20 protein-coding genes are annotated in these 20,740 nt (G+C 65.5%); 10 read left to right on the plus strand and 10 right to left on the minus strand.

Translation table 11 applies throughout. The features are described from left to right. Nucleotides 1-74 precede the first annotated feature (74 nt). The 3 genes from mtaB (at nucleotide 75) to ispZ (ending at nucleotide 3,014) form a co-directional block, all read left to right on the plus strand. Nucleotides 75-1,322 carry a tRNA (N(6)-L-threonylcarbamoyladenosine(37)-C(2))-methylthiotransferase MtaB gene (mtaB, locus tag C8J40_RS10255; protein WP_132896918.1) on the plus strand — a complete coding sequence of 416 codons (1,248 nt, stop codon included), beginning with the start codon at nucleotides 75-77 and terminating at the stop codon, nucleotides 1,320-1,322. Beyond that, complete coding sequence (ftsY, locus tag C8J40_RS10260) at nucleotides 1,319-2,254, plus strand: signal recognition particle-docking protein FtsY (RefSeq protein WP_132896919.1); 936 nt, start codon at nucleotides 1,319-1,321, stop codon at nucleotides 2,252-2,254. The genes mtaB and ftsY overlap by 4 nt, the downstream gene beginning before the upstream one ends. A gap of 157 nt (nucleotides 2,255-2,411) precedes the next feature. Further along, the gene (gene ispZ / locus C8J40_RS10265; protein ID WP_132897007.1) at nucleotides 2,412-3,014 is read left to right on the plus strand and encodes a septation protein IspZ; all 603 of its coding nucleotides are present in this window, start codon (nucleotides 2,412-2,414) and stop codon (nucleotides 3,012-3,014) included. A 147-nt stretch (nucleotides 3,015-3,161) separates the two neighbouring features. Here the strand turns inward: ispZ and C8J40_RS10270 are convergent, their stop codons facing one another. From C8J40_RS10270 to C8J40_RS10310, 8 genes are all read right to left on the minus strand, one after another. After that, complete coding sequence (locus C8J40_RS10270) at nucleotides 3,162-3,776, minus strand: superoxide dismutase (RefSeq protein WP_132896920.1); 615 nt, start codon at nucleotides 3,774-3,776, stop codon at nucleotides 3,162-3,164. Nucleotides 3,777-3,893: 117 nt separating this feature from the next. Further along, the gene (locus C8J40_RS10275) at nucleotides 3,894-4,517 is read right to left on the minus strand and encodes an urea carboxylase-associated family protein (protein ID WP_132896921.1); all 624 of its coding nucleotides are present in this window, start codon (nucleotides 4,515-4,517) and stop codon (nucleotides 3,894-3,896) included. Further along, on the minus strand, nucleotides 4,514-5,221 hold the full coding sequence (gene gntA / locus C8J40_RS10280; RefSeq protein WP_132896922.1) for a guanitoxin biosynthesis heme-dependent pre-guanitoxin N-hydroxylase GntA: 708 nt from the start codon (nucleotides 5,219-5,221) through the stop codon (nucleotides 4,514-4,516). The genes C8J40_RS10275 and gntA overlap by 4 nt, the downstream gene beginning before the upstream one ends. A gap of 486 nt (nucleotides 5,222-5,707) precedes the next feature. Continuing rightward, the gene (locus C8J40_RS10290; RefSeq protein ID WP_132896923.1) at nucleotides 5,708-6,505 is read right to left on the minus strand and encodes an SDR family oxidoreductase; all 798 of its coding nucleotides are present in this window, start codon (nucleotides 6,503-6,505) and stop codon (nucleotides 5,708-5,710) included. Nucleotides 6,506-6,520: 15 nt separating this feature from the next. After that, nucleotides 6,521-7,285, minus strand: coding sequence for an SDR family oxidoreductase (locus C8J40_RS10295; RefSeq protein ID WP_132896924.1), 765 nt, complete (start codon nucleotides 7,283-7,285; stop codon nucleotides 6,521-6,523). 139 nt (nucleotides 7,286-7,424) lie between these two features. Then, a complete protein-coding gene (locus tag C8J40_RS10300) occupies nucleotides 7,425-8,468 on the minus strand; it encodes a phosphotransferase family protein (RefSeq protein WP_132897009.1) in 1,044 nt (347 codons plus the stop codon). 17 nt (nucleotides 8,469-8,485) lie between these two features. Beyond that, complete coding sequence (locus C8J40_RS10305) at nucleotides 8,486-9,568, minus strand: Zn-dependent alcohol dehydrogenase (protein ID WP_056062250.1); 1,083 nt, start codon at nucleotides 9,566-9,568, stop codon at nucleotides 8,486-8,488. 190 nt (nucleotides 9,569-9,758) lie between these two features. Then, complete coding sequence (locus C8J40_RS10310; RefSeq protein ID WP_132896925.1) at nucleotides 9,759-11,042, minus strand: acyl-CoA dehydrogenase family protein; 1,284 nt, start codon at nucleotides 11,040-11,042, stop codon at nucleotides 9,759-9,761. Nucleotides 11,043-11,198: 156 nt separating this feature from the next. Between C8J40_RS10310 and C8J40_RS10315 the strand changes: the two genes are divergently transcribed. Both C8J40_RS10315 and C8J40_RS10320 read left to right on the plus strand, forming a co-directional pair. Beyond that, the gene (locus C8J40_RS10315) at nucleotides 11,199-12,443 is read left to right on the plus strand and encodes a TetR/AcrR family transcriptional regulator (protein WP_132896926.1); all 1,245 of its coding nucleotides are present in this window, start codon (nucleotides 11,199-11,201) and stop codon (nucleotides 12,441-12,443) included. A 102-nt stretch (nucleotides 12,444-12,545) separates the two neighbouring features. Further along, a complete protein-coding gene (locus C8J40_RS10320; protein ID WP_132896927.1) occupies nucleotides 12,546-12,941 on the plus strand; it encodes a hypothetical protein in 396 nt (131 codons plus the stop codon). Between the two features lie 11 nt (nucleotides 12,942-12,952). Here C8J40_RS10320 and C8J40_RS10325 read toward each other — a convergent pair whose 3' ends face one another. Both C8J40_RS10325 and C8J40_RS10330 read right to left on the minus strand, forming a co-directional pair. Beyond that, nucleotides 12,953-14,254: an MFS transporter gene (locus tag C8J40_RS10325; protein WP_132896928.1), complete on the minus strand. Its 1,302-nt coding sequence runs from the start codon at nucleotides 14,252-14,254 to the stop codon at nucleotides 12,953-12,955. 399 nt (nucleotides 14,255-14,653) lie between these two features. Next, nucleotides 14,654-15,361 carry a glutathione S-transferase family protein gene (locus tag C8J40_RS10330; protein ID WP_243693317.1) on the minus strand — a complete coding sequence of 236 codons (708 nt, stop codon included), beginning with the start codon at nucleotides 15,359-15,361 and terminating at the stop codon, nucleotides 14,654-14,656. Here C8J40_RS10330 and C8J40_RS10335 point away from each other — a divergent pair. From C8J40_RS10335 to C8J40_RS10355, 5 genes are all read left to right on the plus strand, one after another. Next, nucleotides 15,342-16,934 carry a class I adenylate-forming enzyme family protein gene (locus C8J40_RS10335; protein WP_132896929.1) on the plus strand — a complete coding sequence of 531 codons (1,593 nt, stop codon included), beginning with the start codon at nucleotides 15,342-15,344 and terminating at the stop codon, nucleotides 16,932-16,934. The two genes, C8J40_RS10330 and C8J40_RS10335, sit on opposite strands and share 20 nt — an antisense overlap. A 130-nt stretch (nucleotides 16,935-17,064) precedes the next feature. Continuing rightward, nucleotides 17,065-17,841 (plus strand): thioesterase family protein, encoded by a 777-nt coding sequence (locus C8J40_RS10340; protein WP_132896930.1) that lies wholly within the window; start codon nucleotides 17,065-17,067, stop codon nucleotides 17,839-17,841. A gap of 120 nt (nucleotides 17,842-17,961) precedes the next feature. Continuing rightward, nucleotides 17,962-18,495 carry an EF-hand domain-containing protein gene (locus C8J40_RS10345; RefSeq protein ID WP_165911402.1) on the plus strand — a complete coding sequence of 178 codons (534 nt, stop codon included), beginning with the start codon at nucleotides 17,962-17,964 and terminating at the stop codon, nucleotides 18,493-18,495. Nucleotides 18,496-18,564: 69 nt separating this feature from the next. Continuing rightward, nucleotides 18,565-19,284, plus strand: coding sequence for a response regulator (locus C8J40_RS10350; protein ID WP_056051122.1), 720 nt, complete (start codon nucleotides 18,565-18,567; stop codon nucleotides 19,282-19,284). 38 nt (nucleotides 19,285-19,322) lie between these two features. After that, entirely contained in the window at nucleotides 19,323-20,693 is a 1,371-nt protein-coding gene (locus C8J40_RS10355) for a HAMP domain-containing sensor histidine kinase (RefSeq protein ID WP_243693318.1), read from the plus strand. Nucleotides 20,694-20,740 lie beyond the last annotated feature (47 nt).

A 20,740-nucleotide genomic window follows, 5' to 3' on the forward strand; every position in this document is an offset into this window, starting at 1 on the left:
GTTCGCAGGAGAACGCGCTAGCACCACGATGCAAAGCGTGGACTTCGCCCCCCACCCCTCCTAAATCGCGCTCCATGCCATCTGCCCCGCAGCCAGAGGTCATCAGCCTCGGCTGCCGCCTCAACATCGCCGAAAGCGAGACCATCCGCGCGCTCGTCGCCGGGCGGGACATGGTCGTGGTCAACAGCTGCGCCGTCACCAACGCCGCGGTGAAGGCAACACGGGTCGCGATCCGCCGGGCCAAACGCGATCGGCCGGACGCGCAGATCGTCGTCACCGGATGCGCCGTGCAGATCGACCCCGCGAGCTTCGCCGCGATGCCCGAAGTCGACCGCGTCATCGGCAATGCGGACAAACTCACGTATTCAGCTTGGAAGGCTGCTGTACCCGTCCTCGTCTCCGACATCATGCAGGTCCGCGAGACGGCACCGCATCTCGCCGCCAGCTTCTCCGCGCACGCTCGCGCCTTCGTCGAGGTTCAGAACGGCTGCGACCACCGCTGTACCTTCTGCGCGATCCCGTTCGGCCGCGGTCCGAGCCGCTCGGTCCCCGCGGGTGCGGTCGTCGACCGGATTGCGGGCCTCGTCGACGCAGGCCACCGCGAGATCGTCCTCACCGGGGTCGACCTGACCAGCTACGGCCCCGACCTCCCCGGTGCGCCGACACTCGGCCATCTCGTCGAACGCATCCTACACCACGTGCCGAAGCTCGAACGCCTGCGTCTCTCCTCGCTCGACGGCATCGAGATCGACGACCGCCTCTTCGCGCTTCTTACGACCGAGCGCCGGATAATGCCGCACGTCCACCTCTCGCTCCAGGCGGGCGACGACATGATCCTCAAGCGCATGAAGCGCCGCCATTCACGCGCCGAAAGCGTCGCCCTCGTCGATCGCCTCAAGACCGCCCGTCCCGACATCGCGATCGGCGCGGACCTGATTGCCGGCTTCCCGACCGAGGACGCGGCGATGTTCGCCAACACGCGCGCGCTGATCGACGACTGCCACATCGTCCACCCACACATCTTCCCCTATTCGCCCCGCGCCGGCACCCCCGCCGCACGGATGCCGCAGGTCGAACCCGAAGCCCGCCGCCAGCGCGCCGCCATCCTCCGCGACGCCGGCGAAACCGCGCGGGCGAACTGGCTGCAAACCCTTGTCGGCACGCATCAAGACATGCTCGTCGAACGCCCCGGCGACCGCGGCCATATCGGCAATTTCGCAGAAGTCTTGCTGGACGAACCCGCCATACCCGGCGACATCGTCCGCATCACGATCACCGGCGCCACGTCCGACCGCCTCAGCGCAACACGAGAACCATCATGAGCACCACCCCCACCTGGCACGACAAGCTGATCGGCGGCTTCAAGCGCACCTCCGACCGGCTCGTCGGCAACCTCGCCGGCCTCGGCGGCGCGCGGCTCGACAACGCGACGCTCGACGATATCGAGGAGGCGCTGATCGCGTCGGACCTTGGCCCCGAGACCGCCGGCCGCATCCGCCACCGCCTTTCCGAAGGCAGCTTCGAGCGCAACATGGAGGAGCTCGGCATCCGCGTGATCGTCGCGGAGGAGGTCGAGAAGGTGCTCGCCAAGGTCGCCAAGCCGATCGAGATCGACGCCTTCCCGCGCCCGCAGGTGATCCTCGTCATCGGCGTCAACGGCTCGGGCAAGACCACGACGATCGCCAAGCTCGCGCACCTGTTGATGGAGCAGGATTACGGCGTGATGCTCGCCGCCGGCGACACCTTCCGCGCGGCGGCGATCGGCCAGCTCCGCACCTGGGCTGAGCGTGTCGGCGTGCCGATCGTGACCGGCCCCGAGGGCGGCGACGCGGCGGGTGTGGTTTGGGATGCGGTCAAGAAGGCGACCGAGACCGGTATCGACGTGCTGATCGTCGACACCGCCGGGCGGTTGCAGAACAAACGCGAGCTGATGGACGAGCTGGCGAAGATCCGCCGCGTTCTCGGCCGCATCAACCCCGAGAGCCCGCACGACATCGTCTTGGTGCTCGACGCGACGACTGGCCAGAACGCACTCCAGCAGATCGAGGTCTTCAAGGAAGTCGCAGGCGTCACCGGTCTCGTGATGACCAAGCTGGACGGCACGGCGCGCGGCGGCGTGCTGGTCGCGGCGGCGGAGAAATACGGACTGCCGATCCACGCGATCGGGATCGGCGAGGGGATGACCGACCTGCGCCCGTTCGATGCGAACGAGGTCAGCCGGATCATCGCCGGGGTGGAGAGCGTTCGGAAGTAATCTCTCCCTCGCCTTTCTCTCTCCGTTCGTCCTGAGCGACGTCGAAGGATTGGTCAGCTTGTGGCAATGTCCTTCGACTACGCTCAGGACGAACGGCATTTTACCGTGATTTCTGGATAATATAGTGATCAAGCCCCCGCTCCCCCCCGGCCTCCGCATGGGCGTCGACTACGGCCCGCTCGCGATCTTCTTCGCGGTGAACTTCCTCACCCCCGGCCTGCCGATCGCGCGCGTGATCGCGGCCACCACCGCGTTCATCATCGCCACCATCGCCGCAATGATCGTGTCGAAGGTGAAGGCGGGGCATATCTCGCCGATGCTGTGGCTGTCGGGCGCGCTGATCGTCGTGTTCGGCGGGCTGACGATCTATTTCCACGACCAGCGCTTCATCCAGATGAAGCCGACGATCATCTACGCGATGTTCGCCGCGATCCTGCTGTTCGGGCTGCTCACCGGGCGCCCGTTGCTCCAATCGTTGCTCGAAAGCGCCTATCCCGGCCTTACCGCCGAGGGCTGGCACAACCTGACGCGCAACTGGGTCGTGTTCTTCATTTTCATGGCGCTGCTGAACGAATTCGTCTGGCGCTACACGCTGGCCGCGTGGGGCAAGGACGCCGGATGGAATTTCTGGGTCGGCTTCAAGCTGTGGGGTGCGATCCCGCTGACGTTGCTGTTTGCGTTCGCCAACATTCCGATGCTGTTGAAGCATGGATTGCAAACGGGCGACAAAGCCGTGACCGACCTGCCGCCCGAAGGGTAAATTCACTATCCGTCATCCCAACTCAAACCCGTCATCCCAGCGAAAGCTGGGATCTCCCCGCTCTAGTCGAGACGACCGCCAACCGGGATACCCCAGCTTTCGCTGGGGTGACGGTGGTTATTGGGACAGGGGTTGTTCGAGTTGGGTTCAGCCCGCGACCTTCGCGTAGCGCTCGCCGACGACGTCCCAGTTCACGATGTCCCACCAGGCCTTCAGATAGCCCGGGCGATCGTTCTTGTACGTCAGGTAATAAGCGTGCTCCCAGACGTCGTTGCCAAGCAGCGGGGTACCGGGCTCCTTGGCGTCGTCCATCAGCGGGTTGTCCTGGTTCGGCGTGCTCGTGACCTTCAGCTTGCCGCTGTCATCGGCGATCAGCCACGCCCAGCCCGAACCGAACTGCCCCGCACCCTTGGTGTTGAACTCTTCCTTCAGCTTGTCGAGGCTACCGAAGTCGCGATCGATCGCCTCGGCGATCTTCCCCGACGGGGCCTGGCCGTTCTTTGCCGCCATCGTCTTCCAGAAGAAGTCGTGGTTCCAGAAGCCACCACCATTGTTGCGGACTAGCGGCGGCTGCGACGAGATCATGCCGAGGATGTCCTCGATCGACTTGCCCTGCAGCGCGGTGTCCTTCTCGACGCCTTCGTTCAGCTTCGCGGTGTACGCAGCATGATGCTTGTCATGATGAAACTTCATCGTCTCCTGGTCGATCACCGGCTCAAGCGCGTCATAGGCATAAGGCAGCGGCGGGAGTTCGAAAGCCATCAGGATTCTCCTTCGTGAATAGGGTCGGACGTCAAACGCCCGCACGCCCCAAATGGTCCCCACAAAGTCGTTACGCAAGCGTAGCGCGCACCATGCGCACCCTGAGTTTGCGCCATCCTATCGCAGTCGAGGATTGGCTCCGATCGCATAGTGGATCGGTTTGAAGGTGCCGCCGTTCGAATCCGGTGCTGAACACGCCGTCAGGCCGATGACGAGATCCATCGCCGCGCGAAACACGATCTGGTCGCCCGCCTTGCTGATCGGCGGCAGGACACTGAGCTTGCCCGTATCTGCGTCGATCGGCACGTTCATGAAACAGTTGAACGCCGTCGGAATCCGATCGGCGACCACGCCATAAGGCTCAAGCGCCGCCGCGAGATTGCCGAAACACCCCCGATGCGGAGTCAGCGTCGGGTAGAAATGATGAAACGTGTCGTACGAGCACGGCGTCAGCAAAAAGTCGTGCCGGCCGACGTCATCCGCGACGATCTCCAGCATCGGCTGCGACCGGTTCGAATAGAGAATGTGACCTGTCGTCAGGTAGATCGTCTCGGCATAGTCGAGCGTCCGCCCCGAGGAGATGACCTCGTCGAGATCGCCGGCGTTGAATGCGAGCAGATCGGCAACCTGCTCGCCACGGGGGTCGATCACGGTCAGCGTTTCGCCCCGCGCGAGACGAAAGGCGGTGCCGCTGCGCTCCGGAATCTCGATCACGGCCAGCGCTTCGGGGTTGCCCGTCACGACGATGCTCCCTGATAGGAAAACGGGCAGCGCCAGACCTCGTCGACCGAGCGCCCGCTATACTGCCGGGCCTCGCTCATTTCACCATGACGTGTCAGCATGGGATTGCGCGACCCGGCGATAGCCTCGTCACGCACCATGATCTTTTCGCGCATCGTTTCGTAACGGCCCTGCGCGCGCAGGATCGTGAACTGGTCATGGAGATTGAAGACCATCGTCGGGCGCGCGAACTGTCGCGCGGGGCGGCTGGCATTGGGATGCAGGCCGACCACGAAGAACGCCTCGCCGCCGAAGCTGAGCGAGAAATGCGGGCTGTCCGGATCGGCACTCACGCGCTCGTCATATTCCTGTCCGCGCCAGACATCCTTGTCGGATAGCGACTGGATACGGTTCCAGAGGTGCCGCTCGAAGGTCGGCTCGTCGAACGTCACCGGCTCGTCGAACACAACGGCAAAGCTCCGGAACAGCGCCGGATCTGCGCGGTATGCGGCTGCAAAGGTCAACAGGCTGTCATGGATGCGAACGTCGTCCCATGCGCTGTCGATGCGGTTGCACGACAGCACTTCCAACGTGCCTTTTGCGACTGCCGCTTTTGCACCGACACACGGGAAGGTCGCTTCCGCTATGTGATCGCGGAGCAGCGCGACGTGCGTGTCCTGATCCTTGTGGCGCCAGGGAAATAATGATGACTGCTGGATTTCCATAGGAGCAAGGACGCTTTCCGACGCTACCCGTTCCTTGCATTGCCGTGGGTTAAGGCGATTACGGGGGCGGTTCGGCAGAACATCTCACGACACTTAATAGTAAATATCGCGTAACTTTAGAGAGTTGCCGGGTGCTAAACGCACAACGTCACGATGTGTCTGCTATAGAAAACCATTCCGCATAGGACGTCGTCCTTGCCATATGCCGGTTCAAATCAGGGGCGCCATCCGTCCACCATACCGGGCCTCTTTCCCCGAGGCCTCGCTTAGCCGTGTCGACCGCGGCATGTGCGGCATGCTCGCCTTCCACATCGCTGCGCCGTCGGGCTTGTGCCACAGCACGTCGCGCATCCATCAGGTCGTGCACCAGACGATCCCGATCTGCATCGGACAGATCGGGGTTCGCCTTGCGCCACAACCGACCGCGGACGACGATGTAACGACCGTCGGGCGTCGACAGCGGCGACTGCCTGCCCTCGCTTCGGGTCAAGCGGCAGTCTTGCCATATTCCTGGCGCGTCACCGGGTGGCTGGACGAGAGACCGCCGTCGACAGCGATCGCTTGCCCGTTGACGTAGCTCGCGTCTTCGGAGGCCAGGAACAGTGCAACCTTTGCCAATTCCTCGGGCTGCGCGCCGCGGTGGAGCGGGTTGAGGCGGCCGACGCGGTCCATCTTGTTCGCCTCGCGCGCGTAATCGAAGACGGGCTTGGTCATGCCGGTCTCCGTCAGGCCGGGGCAGATCGCGTTGACCCGGACGTTCGAGCCGGTGAGCTGCTGGGCCGAGACGGCGGCGAGGTTGATGACGCCGGCCTTCGACGCGGAATACGCGGGCGAGCCGGCGCCCGAGCGGATGCCGGCGACGCTCGCGGTGAGGACGATCGCGCCCTTCCCTCGCTCGGCGATACGCGGCGCGGCATGCTTGATCGCGAGGAACGGGCCGATCAGGTTGACGCGCAGCACTTCGGTGATGAGCGCGACGTCTGTGTCGAACAGGTTTGCCATGCCGCCCGAAATGCCGGCGTTAGCGAACATGACGTCGAGCCCGCCGAAGCTGTCGCATGCCAGCGCTATGGTGCGGATCACGTCGTCCTCGAAGCCCGCGTCGATGCGGATCGCCTTGGCGGTGCCGCCGGCTTGCGCGATCAGGTGGGCAGTTTCGTCTGCGCCCTCGGTCTTGTCGGCGACGACGACCCTGCCCCCTTCGCTCGCGAACAGGAGCGCGGCGGCGCGGCCGATGCCGGAACCTGCGCCGGTGACGATGATGGATTTGTGCGTAAAGCGCATCGCATGGTCCTTCGGTTAGATGGTGACGCCGCCGTCGATGACCATCGTCTGGCCTGTCATGAAGTTACTTGCCGAGGACGCGAGGAAGACGACTGCGCCGGCGATCTCTTCGGGCTCGCCGATCCGACGAAGCGGGACGCGCGTGTTCGCCGCCTCGATACGGCCGGGATCCTCCCACAGCGCCCGCGCGAAGTCGGTCTTGATCAGGCCGGGCGCGATGCAGTTCACGCGGACGTTGGACGGGCCGAACTCGACCGCGAGGTTGCGTGCGAGCTGCATGTCGGCAGCCTTGCTGATGCAATACGCGCCGATGACGGGCGAGCCGCGCAGGCCGCCGATCGACGAGATGATGATTATGCTGCCGCTGCGGCGCTCCAGCATCTCGGGCGCGACCATCTGGATCAGCCAGTGGTTGGAGACGATATTGTTGTCGAGGATTTTCCGGAACTGGTCGTCGGCGATGCCGGCCTGGGGGCCGTAATAGGGGTTCGAGGCGGCGTTGCAGACGAGGATGTCGATGCGGCCGAACTTGGCTCGCGTTTGGTCGACGAGGTGCTGAAGGCCGGCCTTGTCGGAGATGTTGGCGGCGATGGCGATTGCGGTGCCGTCGCCGTGCTTGGCGTTGAGCTCCGCCGCGACGGTGTCGCAGGCGTCCTGCTTGCGGCTGGATATCACGATTTTGGCGCCGTGCTCGGCGAGTTCGCGGGCGGAGGCGAGGCCGATTCCTCGTGAGGATCCGGTGACGATCGCGACTTGTCCCGTTAGGTCGAACTGCGACATCTTCTTCTCCCGTAGCGACTTATCTCGAACCAAGCCCGTATCCCAGCGAAAGCTGGGGTATCCCCGTTGGCTGGCGCTACGATCCAAACCGTGAGATCCCAGCTTTCGCTGGGATGACGGGAGAATTCGGGGGCATGAACTAAGCCCCCGCCTTCACTGCGAAGCCCCACGCCGCATCCGCCAGCCCGTGGATCTTCGCGACCGTCTTCTCCGCCTGCGCGCTCGACGCGGTGCCGTCGACGATACGCTTCTTGATCCCCTGGACGATCCCGGTCAGGCGGAAGAGGTTGTAGGCGAAATACCAGTTGAGATCGGGCACCCCGTCGCGGCCGGTGGCGGCGCAATAACGCTCGACGACCTGCTCGATCGTCGGAATGCCCGTCTCTGGCCCGGTCATGCCGAGCACGCCGGACCGCCCTTCGGGTTCAGTCACCCAGCTCATCAACAGATATGAGAAATCGGCCAACGGATCGCCGAGCGTCGACAACTCCCAGTCGAGCACCGCGATGACCTTCGGCTCCGACGGCGCGAAGATCATGTTGTCGATGCGGTAGTCGCCATGGACGATCGAGGTCCGCGTCTGCTCGGGCAGCGTTCTTGGCAACCATTCGATGAGGCGTTCGACCGATTCCATCTGCTCGGTCTCGGCGGCACGGTATTGCTTGGTCCAGCGGCCGACCTGGCGCTCGAAATAATTGCCGGGCTTGCCGTAGTCGCCGAGCCCCGCCGCCGCATAATCGGTGTTGTGGAGCGCGGCGAGCGTGTCGACCATCGCCTCGTAGTGCGCGGTGCGCTCGGGCGGGGTCGCGCCGGGCATCGCGCCGTCCCAGATCGTCCGGCCCTCGACCATCTCCATGACGTAGAAGGCCGAGCCGATCACGGCCGCGTCTTCGCAGAGGCCATAGGGCCGCGGGACCGGGAAGCCGGTCGGATGCAGCCCGGCGATGACACGGTATTCGCGATCGACGGCGTGTGCGCTCGGCAGGATCGGGCCGAACGGTTTCCGACGCAGGACGTAGGCGCGCTCCGGCGTGTCGAGGCGGTAGGTCGGGTTCGACTGGCCGCCGGCGAACTTCGCGTAGGTAAGCGGGCCAGCGTAACCGGGGACGTTGGCAATCATCCACGCCCCAAGCGCGTCGAGGTCGAGCTTGTCGCGCTCGCCGACTTCGATCGTGCCGACCATGCTGGTCGATGCATCGCTCACGAGAAGGTGATCACGCTGCGGGTCGTGTCGCCGCGCCGCAGTTCGTCAAACGCGTCGTTAATGCGCTCGAGTGGCATGCGGTCGGCGATGATCGTGTCAAGATCGAGCAACCCGCGCATGTAGAAATCGACCAGCCGCGGGATGTCGACCGGGAAGCGGTTCGAGCCCATGAACCCGCCCTGCAACCGCTTGCCTGATAGCAGGTCCATCGCCGACAGCCCGACCTTCTCGCCGAGCGGCATCATACCGAGGATCGTCGCGGTGCCGCCGCGACGCAGGACCTTCACCGCGGTGGCCGCCGATTGCGCACGGCCGACCGCCTCGATCGCATGGTGCACGCCGCCCTTGGTGATCGCGACGACCTCGTCCGCGGCGGTGTCGGACAGCGCGTCAATGCTGTGTGTCGCGCCGAGCTTCTCCGCCATCGCCCGCTTCTCGGGAACGGGATCGAGCGCGATGATCTTCCCCGCGCCGGCGATCTTCGCCGCGTTCACGGCGGCAAGGCCTATGCCACCGCAGCCGACCACGCACACCGTCTCGCCCGGCGTCACGTCGGTGGTGTTGAACACCGCCCCAGCCCCCGTCGTGATCGCGCAGCCCAGCAGCGCCGCGCGGTCCATCGGCATGTCGCGGTCGATCGCCACGCAGGCGTGTTCGTGGACCAGCATCATCTCGGCATAGGCGCTGAGGTTGAGCATCTGCGCGATCGGCCGGTCGCCGAGCATGAGGCGCGGTGCGGCGCCCTTGGGACGGCGCACGCTGGCGTCGATGCACAGCGACATCCGGCCGGTGACGCAGAACTCGCATTGGCCGCAGAACGCCGAGAGACAGGTGACGACATGGTCGCCGACCTTCACGCCGCGCACCTCGTCGCCGATCGCCTCGACCACACCGCAAGCCTCATGCCCCGGAATCGTCGGCATCGCGTGCGGATAGGCGCCGTCGACAAAATGTAGGTCGGACCGGCACACGCCGACCGCGACGGTGCGGATCAGTACCTCATGCGCCGTCGGCTTCGAGACGGTCACGTCCTCGATGCTGAGCGGGGTGTTGGCTTCGAAAAGGACTGCGGCTTTCATGTCTGCCTTTCGCATTTCTTGTGGTCGGGGCACTCCACCCAGCCCGTCATTCCGAAGTCCGCCCCTCCACCAAATCCGTCACCCCAGCGAAAGCTGGGGTATCCCGGTTGGCAGGCGCCGCGACCCGAATGGGGAGATCCCAGCTTTCGCTGGGATGACGGGGAATAGCGGACGAACGGACGGAGAAAACCTACCGGCTCACACCGACATCCCCGCTCGAAACGCCACCCTTGCGAAAATCCCCGTATTTCCCGAACTCGTTGCGCGCGATCGAGCGGTTGTGGACCTCGTCCGGACCGTCCGCGAACCGCAGAGTCCGCATCGCCGCCCAGTCATGCGCCAACCGGAAGTCGCCCGAGACGCCGCCACCGCCATGCGCCTGGATCGCATCGTCGAGAATCCGCAACGCCATGTTCGGCGCGGCGACCTTGATCATCGAGATTTCGATCTGCGCCGACTTGTTGCCCGCCTTGTCCATCATGTCCGCCGCCTTGAGGCACAGCAGCCGAGTCATCTCGATGTCGATTCGCGCCGTCGCGATCCGCTCTTCCCACACCGAGAAGTCGGCGATCCGCTTGCCGAACGCGACCCGCTCGAGCAGTCGCTTCGCCATCGCTTCGATCGCGGTTTCGGCCACGCCGATCGTCCGCATGCAGTGATGGATGCGACCCGGCCCAAGCCGCCCCTGCGCGATCTCGAACCCGCGCCCTTCACCGAGCAGCACATTCTCGACCGGCACGCGGACGTTCTCCAGCACGACCTCGCCATGGCCGTGCGGCGCATGGTCGTACCCGTAGACGGAAAGCATCCGCTTGATCGTCACGCCGGGCGTATCCATCGGCACGAGGATCTGGCTCTGCTGCTGATGCCGCGAGCCCTCGAAGCTCGTCTTGCCCATCACGATCGCGATCTTGCAGCGCGGATCGCCGACGCCGCTCGACCACCACTTCGTGCCGTTGATGACGTAGTGATCGCCGTCGCGCACCATCGACGTCTCGATGTTGGTCGCGTCCGACGATGCCACCGCAGGCTCGGTCATCAGGAACGCCGAGCGGATCTCGCCGCGCATCAACGGCCCGAGCCACCGGTCCTTCTGCTCGCGCGTGCCATAGCGGTGAAACACTTCCATGTTGCCGGTATCGGGCGCCGAGCAGTTGAAGCACTCGCTCGCCCAGCTGACCTTGCCCATCTCCTCCGCGCATAACGCATATTCGAGATTGGTCAGCTGCGTGCCTTCGAACTCGAACGAGTCGTCGACGTGAGTCTGGCCCGAATGCGGCGGCATGAAGAAATTCCACAAGCCCGCGGCCTTGGCCTTCTCCTTCATCTCCTCGATCACCGGAATCACCTTCCAGCGCTCGCCTTCATGCGCCTGCTGGTCGTAATCGGCCTGTCGCGGGCGGATATTCTGATCGATGAAATCCCGGACCCGATCCCGGAAATACGTCTCTCGTTCGCTCAGCGTAAAATCCATGCGGGCTCTCCGTTCGTCATCGCTTTGGAGGCGGGTTAGACCATACCGCGTATTCGGTAAAGCGTGCGCGGGGCCCCGGAAAGCATGTTTTCAAGTCCGCCCTGAAAGCGCCTAAAAAGCACTGTATCTTCAAATCGAAGCTGTTAGGGTGTTTCGATGAAGGTTCCGGCAGAGGCCAGCGACGAGAGCGAACAGGGGACCAAGCGCTTCCGTGCGAAGCGTGACGCGATCCTCGCCGCAGCGGCAGAAGCGATCAACGAACAGAGTGCCAAGGGCATGACGTTCGCGGACGTGGCGCGGCGCGTCGGGCTCAACACGACCAGCGTTACCTATTATTTTAAGCGCAAGGAAGACCTCGCGGCGGCGGCGTTCGAGAACACGCTCGAATCGTTGATCGCGATGCTCGACGTCGCGATGGAGGAGGCGACGCCCGAGGATCGCGTGCGGCGCTATCTCGCGCTCAACATGGACCGGCTCGCCCGCATCCAGCGCGGCGAGGAGAAGGCGTTCGCGGTGCTCTCCGATCTGCGCGCGACCGAGGAGCCGATGCGCGGCCGGCTGATGGCGGGCTGGCGCGAGGTGTTCCGTCGGACGCGCCTGTTGTGGGGGCCGACCTCGTCACGTGCGCAGACCGACCTCAACGGTGCGCGCGCGCATGTGCTTCTCGAGAACACGTTCTGGTTGCCGATCTGGCTGACGCGGTACGAGCCCGATCAATATGGGCGTGTCGAGGAACGCTTGATGGATGTGTTTGCGCACGGCATCGCGGGGAAGGACACGCGCTGGGCCCCTACCCTGCTCGATCTCAGTCATGACGAGGCGGAGCCGGGGCGCGAGGCGTTCCTGCTGGCGGCGACGCGCCTGATCAACGAACTTGGCTATCGCGGTGCGTCCGTCCAGAAGATCGCGTCCGAGCTGAACGTGACCAAGGGCAGCTTCTATCACCATCTCGACGCGAAGGACGATCTCGTCATCGCGTGCTACCGCCGCAGCTTCGACACGATCGCCGATGCGCAGAGCCGCGGCGAGGCCGAGGGCGGGAGCTATTGGCACAAATTGTCGAGCACCGTCGCGACGTTGCTCGACGTGCAGTTCGCCGAGCGGGGCCCGCTGCTCCGCACCACCGCGCTGAGCGGTTTGCCGGTCGGCGTACGCAATGCGATGGTCGATCGCTCGAACGGTATCGCGCGGCGCTATGCCGGCATGATGATGGACGGTATCGGCGAAGGCTCGATCCGCGCGGTCGATGCGCTGATCGCGGCGCAGGCGCTGATGGCGCTCCAGAACGCGGCGTTCGACATGCGCAAATGGGCGTCGACGATGCCGCGCGAGCGGGCGATCGCGATGTACGCCTCGACGTTGATGTTCGGGCTGTTCGACGATCGGATGGCTAGGGGCTGATCCGCACGGCGTCACAGGCGGGGCGACAATCGTACTCGTAACGGTTTGGTTACGCGTCGTTAACGCCGAGCGGCCGATCCCGACACCTCCACGGAGGGCGTCATGCACACGATCACGACCGATCTCGACACCGGCATCATCGAGGTCGAGGCGTCCGGATTCTGGACGATCCCGCATGTCGAGGGCTTCCTCCGCGATCTGGATGGCGAGGCGCGGCGCGTGCTGGCGACCGGCAAGCGTCACATGCTGCTGGGCAATTTCTCGCGGTCCGCGATCCAGCCCCAGGAGGTGGTGACGATGCTCCAGCGCGTGGCTTTGACCATCCCGCTGAAATCGCGGAAAGTCGCCTTGTTCACCGACGGCAAGCTCGCGCGGCTGCAGGTGAAGCGGATCGTCGCGGTGCGCGACGACATGGCGGTATTTGATGACCGGACAAGCGCGATGACATGGTTGTTGGCGGATGCGTTGGCCCGCCCCGCCGCCGCCCAGCCAAGCTGACGACGAAGCGGTTACCTAGCAGCATCCTCCGCGCGCTTCAGCAGAACCCCGGCACGCCAATAGTGGAAAAGCGCCCACGGCGTCATCAGCACGATGATCACCAGCGCATAGCGCAGCGAATCCTCGCCAAAGCCCGACTTCAAAAGGTCGCTCAGCCAGCCCACCAGCGTCGGCCCGAGTCCCAGCCCGACCAGGTTGATCACCAGCAACGTGATCGCCGCCCACATCGCGCGGATCTGCAACGGCGCGAGATGCTGGATCAGCGCGAAGCTAGGCCCGAGATAGGAATTGGCGAAGATCAGTGACACGAAATAGCTGCCGATCGCGATCGCCGGCGCGTCGATCAAATAGAAGGCGAGCGCGAACGGGAGGGAAAGCCCCTTCATCACCAGCACCACCCAGGCCTGGACGTGGAGGCCGTGACGCTTGGCGAGGACATCCGCGATCTTGCCGCCCGCCAGCGCCGAGATCGCGCCGAACAGCGCCCCCGGCAGCGCGATATAGCGCGAGATGTCGAGCATCGAGATGCCGAGCGACCGCTGGATATAGCTCGGGCCCCAGCCGGTCAGCGCGTAGCCGATCATCGATGTCAGCGTGACACCGACCACCAAGTGTCGCGCCGGTGCGCTCGCCCACATCGAGGCGAAGCCTTGCGCGACGCTCGGCATCGGCGCCGCTACGGCGCGTGCCGCGTCGGACAAGCCGCGGCGAGGCTCGACCATGAACAAACGGACGAGGACGGCCAAGACGATACCCGGCAGGCCCACAGTCATCATCGCGATCCGCCACCCGTAAGAGTGCGCGACGACCCCACCGATCAGCGTGCCGAAGCCAGCGCCGAGCACCACGCCGAGCGAATACACCGCCATCGCACTGGCACGCTTCTCGGGTGGATAGAGATCGGCGATGATCGAATGACTGGGCGGGCTCGACCCCGCCTCGCCGATGCCGACGCCTATCCGGAACAGCATCAGCTGCGTGAAATTCTGCGCGAGCCCGCACAGCGCGGTCATTGCGCTCCAGATCGTCAGGCTGGCGGCGATGATGTTGCGGCGGCTGGTGCGATCCGCGAGTCGTGCGACCGGGAGGCCGAGCGTCGCGTAGAAGATCGCGAAGACAAGTCCGGACAGCAGCCCGAGTTGCGTATCGGTCAGCAGCAGGTCCGCCTTGATCCGCTCGAGCAGGATGGCGAGGATCTGGCGGTCCATATAACTGAAGAAATAGGTGAAGGTGAGCAGCGCGAGCGTCAGGCCCCGTCGCTTCATTGCCAAGGCATCGGCGATCTCGGGATGGGACTGATACGCTGCGGCCATCGGCAATACCTCGAAGTCGAAACACACCTTACGCTAGGGCAATCGAGGCGTACCAGACAAGCTAAAGCTGCACGCCGGGCACATCTGCGACGAGCCGAGGGCATGCCGTCGCAAGGCGGAATTATCGCGCCGGAGCATAGCGTTGCGCGTTTCGGGGTGTGGCCGGTGGTTCGCGGGAAGGACGGCGGAAGATGCGTCCTCGTTCGGGTCGCTCTTCCGCCTTATCCCCTCTCCAACGTCGTGGCCGGGCTCGTCTCGCATCACCGATGGAGCGGAGCGTCCGGGCAATCTGAATACCGGGTATGCGGCCCCCTCGCATAGATTCGCGGCTTTGCAAAGCGACTTTTGCAGATCCTGGCAGTCTTGGTAAAATCGGACAGCTGGATGTGCCGCTGCCGTTCACGCTTGGGAGCTTGGTCGGGCGGTGGCGCGGGCGTGCCAGGCCTTCAGGTGCACCAGATCGTCGGGCACTACGATGCCGACGAACTTGGCGAAGTCGATCGTCGTCAGCAGGACGATGTCGGCGATCGTGTAACGCTCCCCGTCGAGCCAGTCGCGACCCGCGAGCACATGATCGAACTCTGCCATCGCGGCCAGCACGCGTGGGCGCTGGCTTTCGCCGAACTCGGTATATTGCGGCTGGACGATCCGCGCGGTCCAGGGGTGCGTGTGCAGCCAGACCATCGACAGCGGCGTCATCAGCCGCAACTCGATCCGCCGCGTCCACATGTCGATCTCAGCGACGTTGTGCGCGCCGTGGCCAAACAGCGGCGGATCGGGGTGGAGCATCTCGAAATAGCGGCAGATCGCGACGCTTTCGGTCAGCACGCGGCCATCGTCGAACGCCAGCGCGGGGGTCTGGCCCAGCGCGTTGACCGACAGGAACGCCTCCGCCGTGTGCTCGGCCTTGGGGATCGAGATCTGCACCATTGGTACGCGGATATGCTTTTCGGCGAGGAAGATCCGGACGCGGCGCGGGTTGGGCGCGGGCAGCGCGCTATCGTAGAACAGCATCGGCGTCTCCTCGATATCGGTTTTCGAATATACCGTATGGCATTGCCGGGCGCGTTCGCCTAGCGATGCGCGAATGACGACTGCCGCAGACATGCTCGCCACGGGCTTCGCCACGCTGCCCGATTTGATTCGCGCGCATGCGCTCGAACGCGGGGATCGTACGGCCGTCGCCGATGCGCAGGGCAGTATCGACTATCGGACACTCGATAGGATGATGGACCAGGTCGCGGCGGCGTTGCAGCATGATGGGGTGGTGCCGGGGACCGCAGTGGCGATCGTCGCGGCGCCGACGACCAACTACGCCGCGGTATTCCTTGGTGCGGTACGTGCGGGATGTGTCGCGACGCCGATCGCGCCGTCCGCCACGCCGGCGGCGATCGCGGCCATGATTGCGGATAGTGGTGCGCCGATCGTGTTCCTCGATGCGGAGAATGCGCGGACGTTGGAAGGGCAACTGTTGATGGCCCGCGTGGTCTTGTTCCCCCGCGAAGGCGGGGGCCCAGACTGGGCCCCCGCCTTCGCGGGGGAACAGGCTTTTCTAGCTTTCGAGGACTGGCTCGCTCCTCTCGACGCGAAACCAACCCCGGTCGAAATAGTGCCCGATGACCCGTTCAATATCATCTACTCGTCCGGCACGACCGGCACGCCGAAGGGCATCGTCCAGAGCCACGCAATGCGCTGGGCACATATCGCGCGGAACACCGCCGCCGGGTTCGACACCGCGGTGACGATGATCGCCACCCCGCTCTATTCGAACACGACCCTCGTAAGCTTCCTGCCGACGCTAGGCTGGGGCGGCACGGTCGTGCTGATGGGGAAGTTCGAGGCGCGCGCCTATCTCGAACTCGCCGAACGGTATCGGGCCACGCACACGATGCTCGTGCCGGTGCAGTATCAGCGGATCATGGCGCTGCCCGATTTCGACGACTTCGACCTGTCGGCCTTCCGCTTCAAGACCAGCACCAGCGCGCCCTTTTCCGCCGCGCTGAAGGCCGACGTCGTCGCGCGCTGGCCGGGATTGCTGGTCGAATTTTACGGTATGACCGAGGGTGGCGCGAGTTGCGCGCTGAACGCCACCGCCAACCCGACCAAGCTCCACACCGTCGGCCAGCCGATGCCGGGCCACGAGATCCGCCTGATCGACGACGACGGCAACGAAGTCGCGCCGGGCGAGATGGGCGAGGTCGTTGGCCGTAGCCCCGCGATGATGAACGGCTATCACGGCCGCTCGGAGGCGACGCGCGATGCCGAATGGTATGACGCGGACGGCCACCGCTACATCCGCCACGGCGACGTCGGACGGTTCGACGAGGACGGTTTCCTCACGCTGATGGACCGGAAGAAGGACCTGATCATATCGGGCGGGTTCAACATCTATCCGTCTGATCTGGAGGCGGTGCTCGCGCAGCATCCCGCGGTGGCGGACTGCGCGGTGATCGGCGTGCCTTCCGAGGCGTGGGGCGAGACGCCGGTGGGGTTCTATGTGCCGCGCGATGGAGCGACCGAAGATGCGCCTTCGATCCTGGCGTGGGCGAACGCGCAGCTCGGCAAGACACAGCGCTTGTCGGCCCTGCACGTCGCGGACGAACTACCCCGCAGTGCGATCGGCAAGGTCCTGAAGCGCGAACTCCGCGACCGGCTCGCCTCAACAGTCCCGTCATCCTGACGAAAGTCAGGACCCAGGACCACAAGCGCCCCGATCCTTGGCTCTGAGTCCTGACTTTCGTCAGGATGACGACGGAGGCCAAATCGGAGTTCGACACGCGCAATCACCCGCAGATGAGAGAGCTAAACCCATGACCACTCTCAAACAGGCGATCGACGCCTTGGAGCTGACCGAGGACGGCTGGCGCGGCACGGTGCCGGAGAACTGGGCGCAGGGGCGCACGGCGTATGGTGGCTTCTCGGCGGCATTGGCACTCCATGTCGCGCAGCAGTCCGACGTCGCCCTGCCGCCGCTGCGGTCTGCGCAGGTGTCGTTCATCGGGCCATTATCGGGCGAGATCGTGATCCGGGCGAGCCGGCTGCGGCGCGGACGCAACGCGGCGTTCGTCCAGGCCGACGTCGAGAGCGCGGCCGGGCTCGGGCTCCGTGCGACGTTCGTGTTCATGGCGGCGGTCGAATCGCGTGTCGATCACCAGAGCGGTCGAGCGCCGGACTTCCCGATGCCAGAGCCGGACGCGCAGACGTTCCGCGGCCACAGCGCGGTGGCGTTCTCGCGCAACTTCGACCTGCTCGATCGCCGCGACGACAGCGTCGGGCCGGCGGAATGGCTCCGTTGGGCGCGGCTGATCGAGCGCGAAGGGCTCGATCCGATGGTCGAACTGATCGCGATCGCGGACTGCCTGCCGCCTGCCGCGCTGAAGCTGCTCGGCGGCCCCGCCCCGCTCAGTTCGATGACGTGGTTGCTCAACATTCTCGGGCCGCAGCCGGTGACGCGCGACGGCTGGTGGCTGCTCCGCGCGACCACCGACTACACGCGGGAGGGCAATTCGAGCCAGCAGATGGCGATCTGGAACGCCGACGGCACGCCGGTTGCGGAACAGATGCAGAGCGTCGCGATCTTCGCCTGAACTTCGCGTGTTCGAGATATCTTGCGACACATTGGCGTCGCGGCGGTAAAAGCCTGCGACAACCAGGGTTTAGAGCGGCGTTATTCGATGGGAATTCGTCCCACTCCGCCGGAGACCGACATGCGCAAGACCGTCCTCACCCTGATGCTCGCCGCCAGTGCGATCACGTCCGCTGCCAGTGCACAAACCGCCCCTACCCCTACCCCTGCGCCGCGTCCGCCGATGCGTCAGGATGCCAACCGCGACGGTGTCGCCACGCGCGCCGAAGCAATCGCACAGGCCGATGCGCGGTTCGCGCAGATGGATACCGATCATGACGGCCGAGTGACCGCCGGCGAGATGCGCGCCTATCGGACCGCGATGCACGACCGAATGATCGCCAGCGGTCGCGACGTGCCGGTGCCGCCGCCGGGTGGTGCGAAGCATGACGGCATGGGTCGCCGGATGGATCCGAACGGCGACGGCAGCGTGACCCGCGAAGAGTTCGAGGCGCGCGCGCTCAAGCGGTTCGACCGGATGGACGCCAATCACGACGGCATGATCGACGCGACCGAGCGCGCCAATGCCGCCGAGATGCGCCACGTCGATCGTCGCGAACGCCGTCAGGGCGTCACCCCGCCCGCACCAGCGACAGTGCCCGCCCCCGCCCAATAATTTGGAAAGGGGGGAGGCACCGCGTCCCGGTGCTTCCCCTGGACAGTCGCCATGCTAGACACTGCCCCGATGGGAGATATGCCGCATCTGTTGCTCGTCGACGACGAGCGCTCGATCCGCGAGCCACTGGCCGCGTACCTCACCAAACAGGGGTTTCGCGTCACGCAGGCGGGCGATGCGGAAAGCGCGCGGACGCGGCTGACGGCCTACGCGATCGATCTCGTCATCCTCGACATCATGATGCCGGGCGAAGACGGGCTGTCGCTGTGCCGCCATATCGCCGCGACCAGCGACGTGCCGGTGATCCTGCTGACCGCGCGCACTGAGGAGACCGACCGGATCATCGGGCTCGAAATGGGCGCCGACGATTACGTCGTGAAGCCGTTCTCGCCGCGCGAACTGGCGACGCGGGTGAAGGTCATCCTGCGCCGTGCGACCGCGGGCGGTGCGCGCCAGCATGCGCCCGAGGCGAACGCCTATGCCTTTGCCGGCTGGGTGCTGAAATCGGGCGAACGCGCGCTGGTCGACCGCGAGGGCGTGTCGGTGCCGCTCTCGACCGGCGAGTATAACCTGCTGCTGGCGCTGGTAACGCGACCGCGCCAGGTGCTCACCCGCGACCAGCTGCTCGACCTGACACAGGGACGCGAGGCCGCAGCGTTCGATCGCGCGGTCGACAATCAGGTCAGCCGGCTGCGGCGTAAAATCGAGACCGATGCCAAGACGCCCGAGTTGATCAAGACGGTCTGGGGCGGCGGCTATACGCTGGCCGCCGAAGTGACCCGCCTGTGATCGCCCGCCTGTGATCGCCCGCCCGTGATCATACGCTCATGACCCGACCTTGGCCGCGTAATCTCGCCGGGCAGATGGCGTTGCTGATCGCGCTCGCGCTGTTCGTCGCGCAGGCGATCAACTTCGGTCTGGTCCTGCGCGATCGGATCGAATTTCGCCTTTCGCAGGCGACCCGCCCGGTCGCGACCCGGATCGCCGATGCGCTCGACCGCGAGGCGCATGGCGGGCGTCCCCTGACCGCGGACCGCGGCCGCGTCCGCCGTCTTCCCGCCGATCCGATCCGACGGACCGGAAACGCCGGAAACGAGAGCCATCCCGAGGTCGCAGCCGAACTTCGCCGCCAGCTCGCCGATCAGGGCGTGACGGTAGGGCGGATCGATACCGGGCTGCAGCCCTCGACGCTCGACGACGACAGCGACCGCGACAATCGCCGCCGTGCGGGGATCCGCCGTGGCGAGCGCGATGGCGCCACGCTGTTGATCGCGGTCGAACAACCCGGCCGCGGCTGGCTGACGATCACCGCGCCGTGGCCGCAACCCGGCGCGCGCCTGCTGTTCGCGTTGCTGAGCCAGACCGCGATCCTCTACATCATCGTCCTGTTGCCGGTGCTGTGGATCGTCCGCCGGCTGTCGCGACCGTTGCGCGACCTGCGCGTTGCGGCGGAGCGGTTCCGGCCCGGCGAACCCGGCGCGCCGATGCCCGCCGAAGGACCCGACGACGTCGCCGCGCTGATCACCGCGTTCAATGCGCTCAGGCTGCGCGTGACGGGGATGCTCGACGAGAAGGACCGCATGCTCGGCGCGATCGGGCATGATCTGCGCACGCCACTCGCCGCGCTGCGCGTGCGGATCGAGTCGGTCGAGGACGACATTGATCGCGCGAAGATGATCGACACGGTGGCGGAAATGAACCGGACGCTCGACGACATCCTGTCGCTGGCGCGGCTGGGACGGCCGAGCGAGCCGCCGACGGATGTCGATCTGGCCGCGCTGGTCGATGCGGTGGTCGAGGATTTCCGCGACATCGGCAGCGAGGTGAGCTTCGTCGAGGCGGATCGGTTGCGAATGCGATTGCGGCCGTCGCTGATGCGCCGCGCGGTGCGCAACCTGATCGAGAACGCGGTCAAGTATGGCGTTTCGGCGGAGGTGCGGGTCGAGGCTGGGGCGAAGACCGTGGCGATCGTCGTCGCCGATCAGGGGCCGGGGATCCCTGAGGACCGGATGGGCGACGTGTTCGATGCCTTCACGCGGCTGGAGAGCTCGCGCAACCGCGAGACGGGGGGGATCGGGCTTGGGCTGGCCTTGGCACGCGCGATCGTACGCGAGGCTGGGGGAGAAATCCGGCTGGTGAACCGCGCTCCGTCCGATCAGGCTGGCGGCCTCGACGCGATCATCGAGCTGCCGCGCTAACTCCTTCTGCTCCCTCTCCCCTCCGGGGAGAGGGTCGGGGTGAAGGG

Origin of the sequence: Sphingomonas sp. PP-CC-3A-396, from assembly GCF_004343105.1 — a bacterium.
Lineage (GTDB): Bacteria > Pseudomonadota > Alphaproteobacteria > Sphingomonadales > Sphingomonadaceae > Sphingomonas.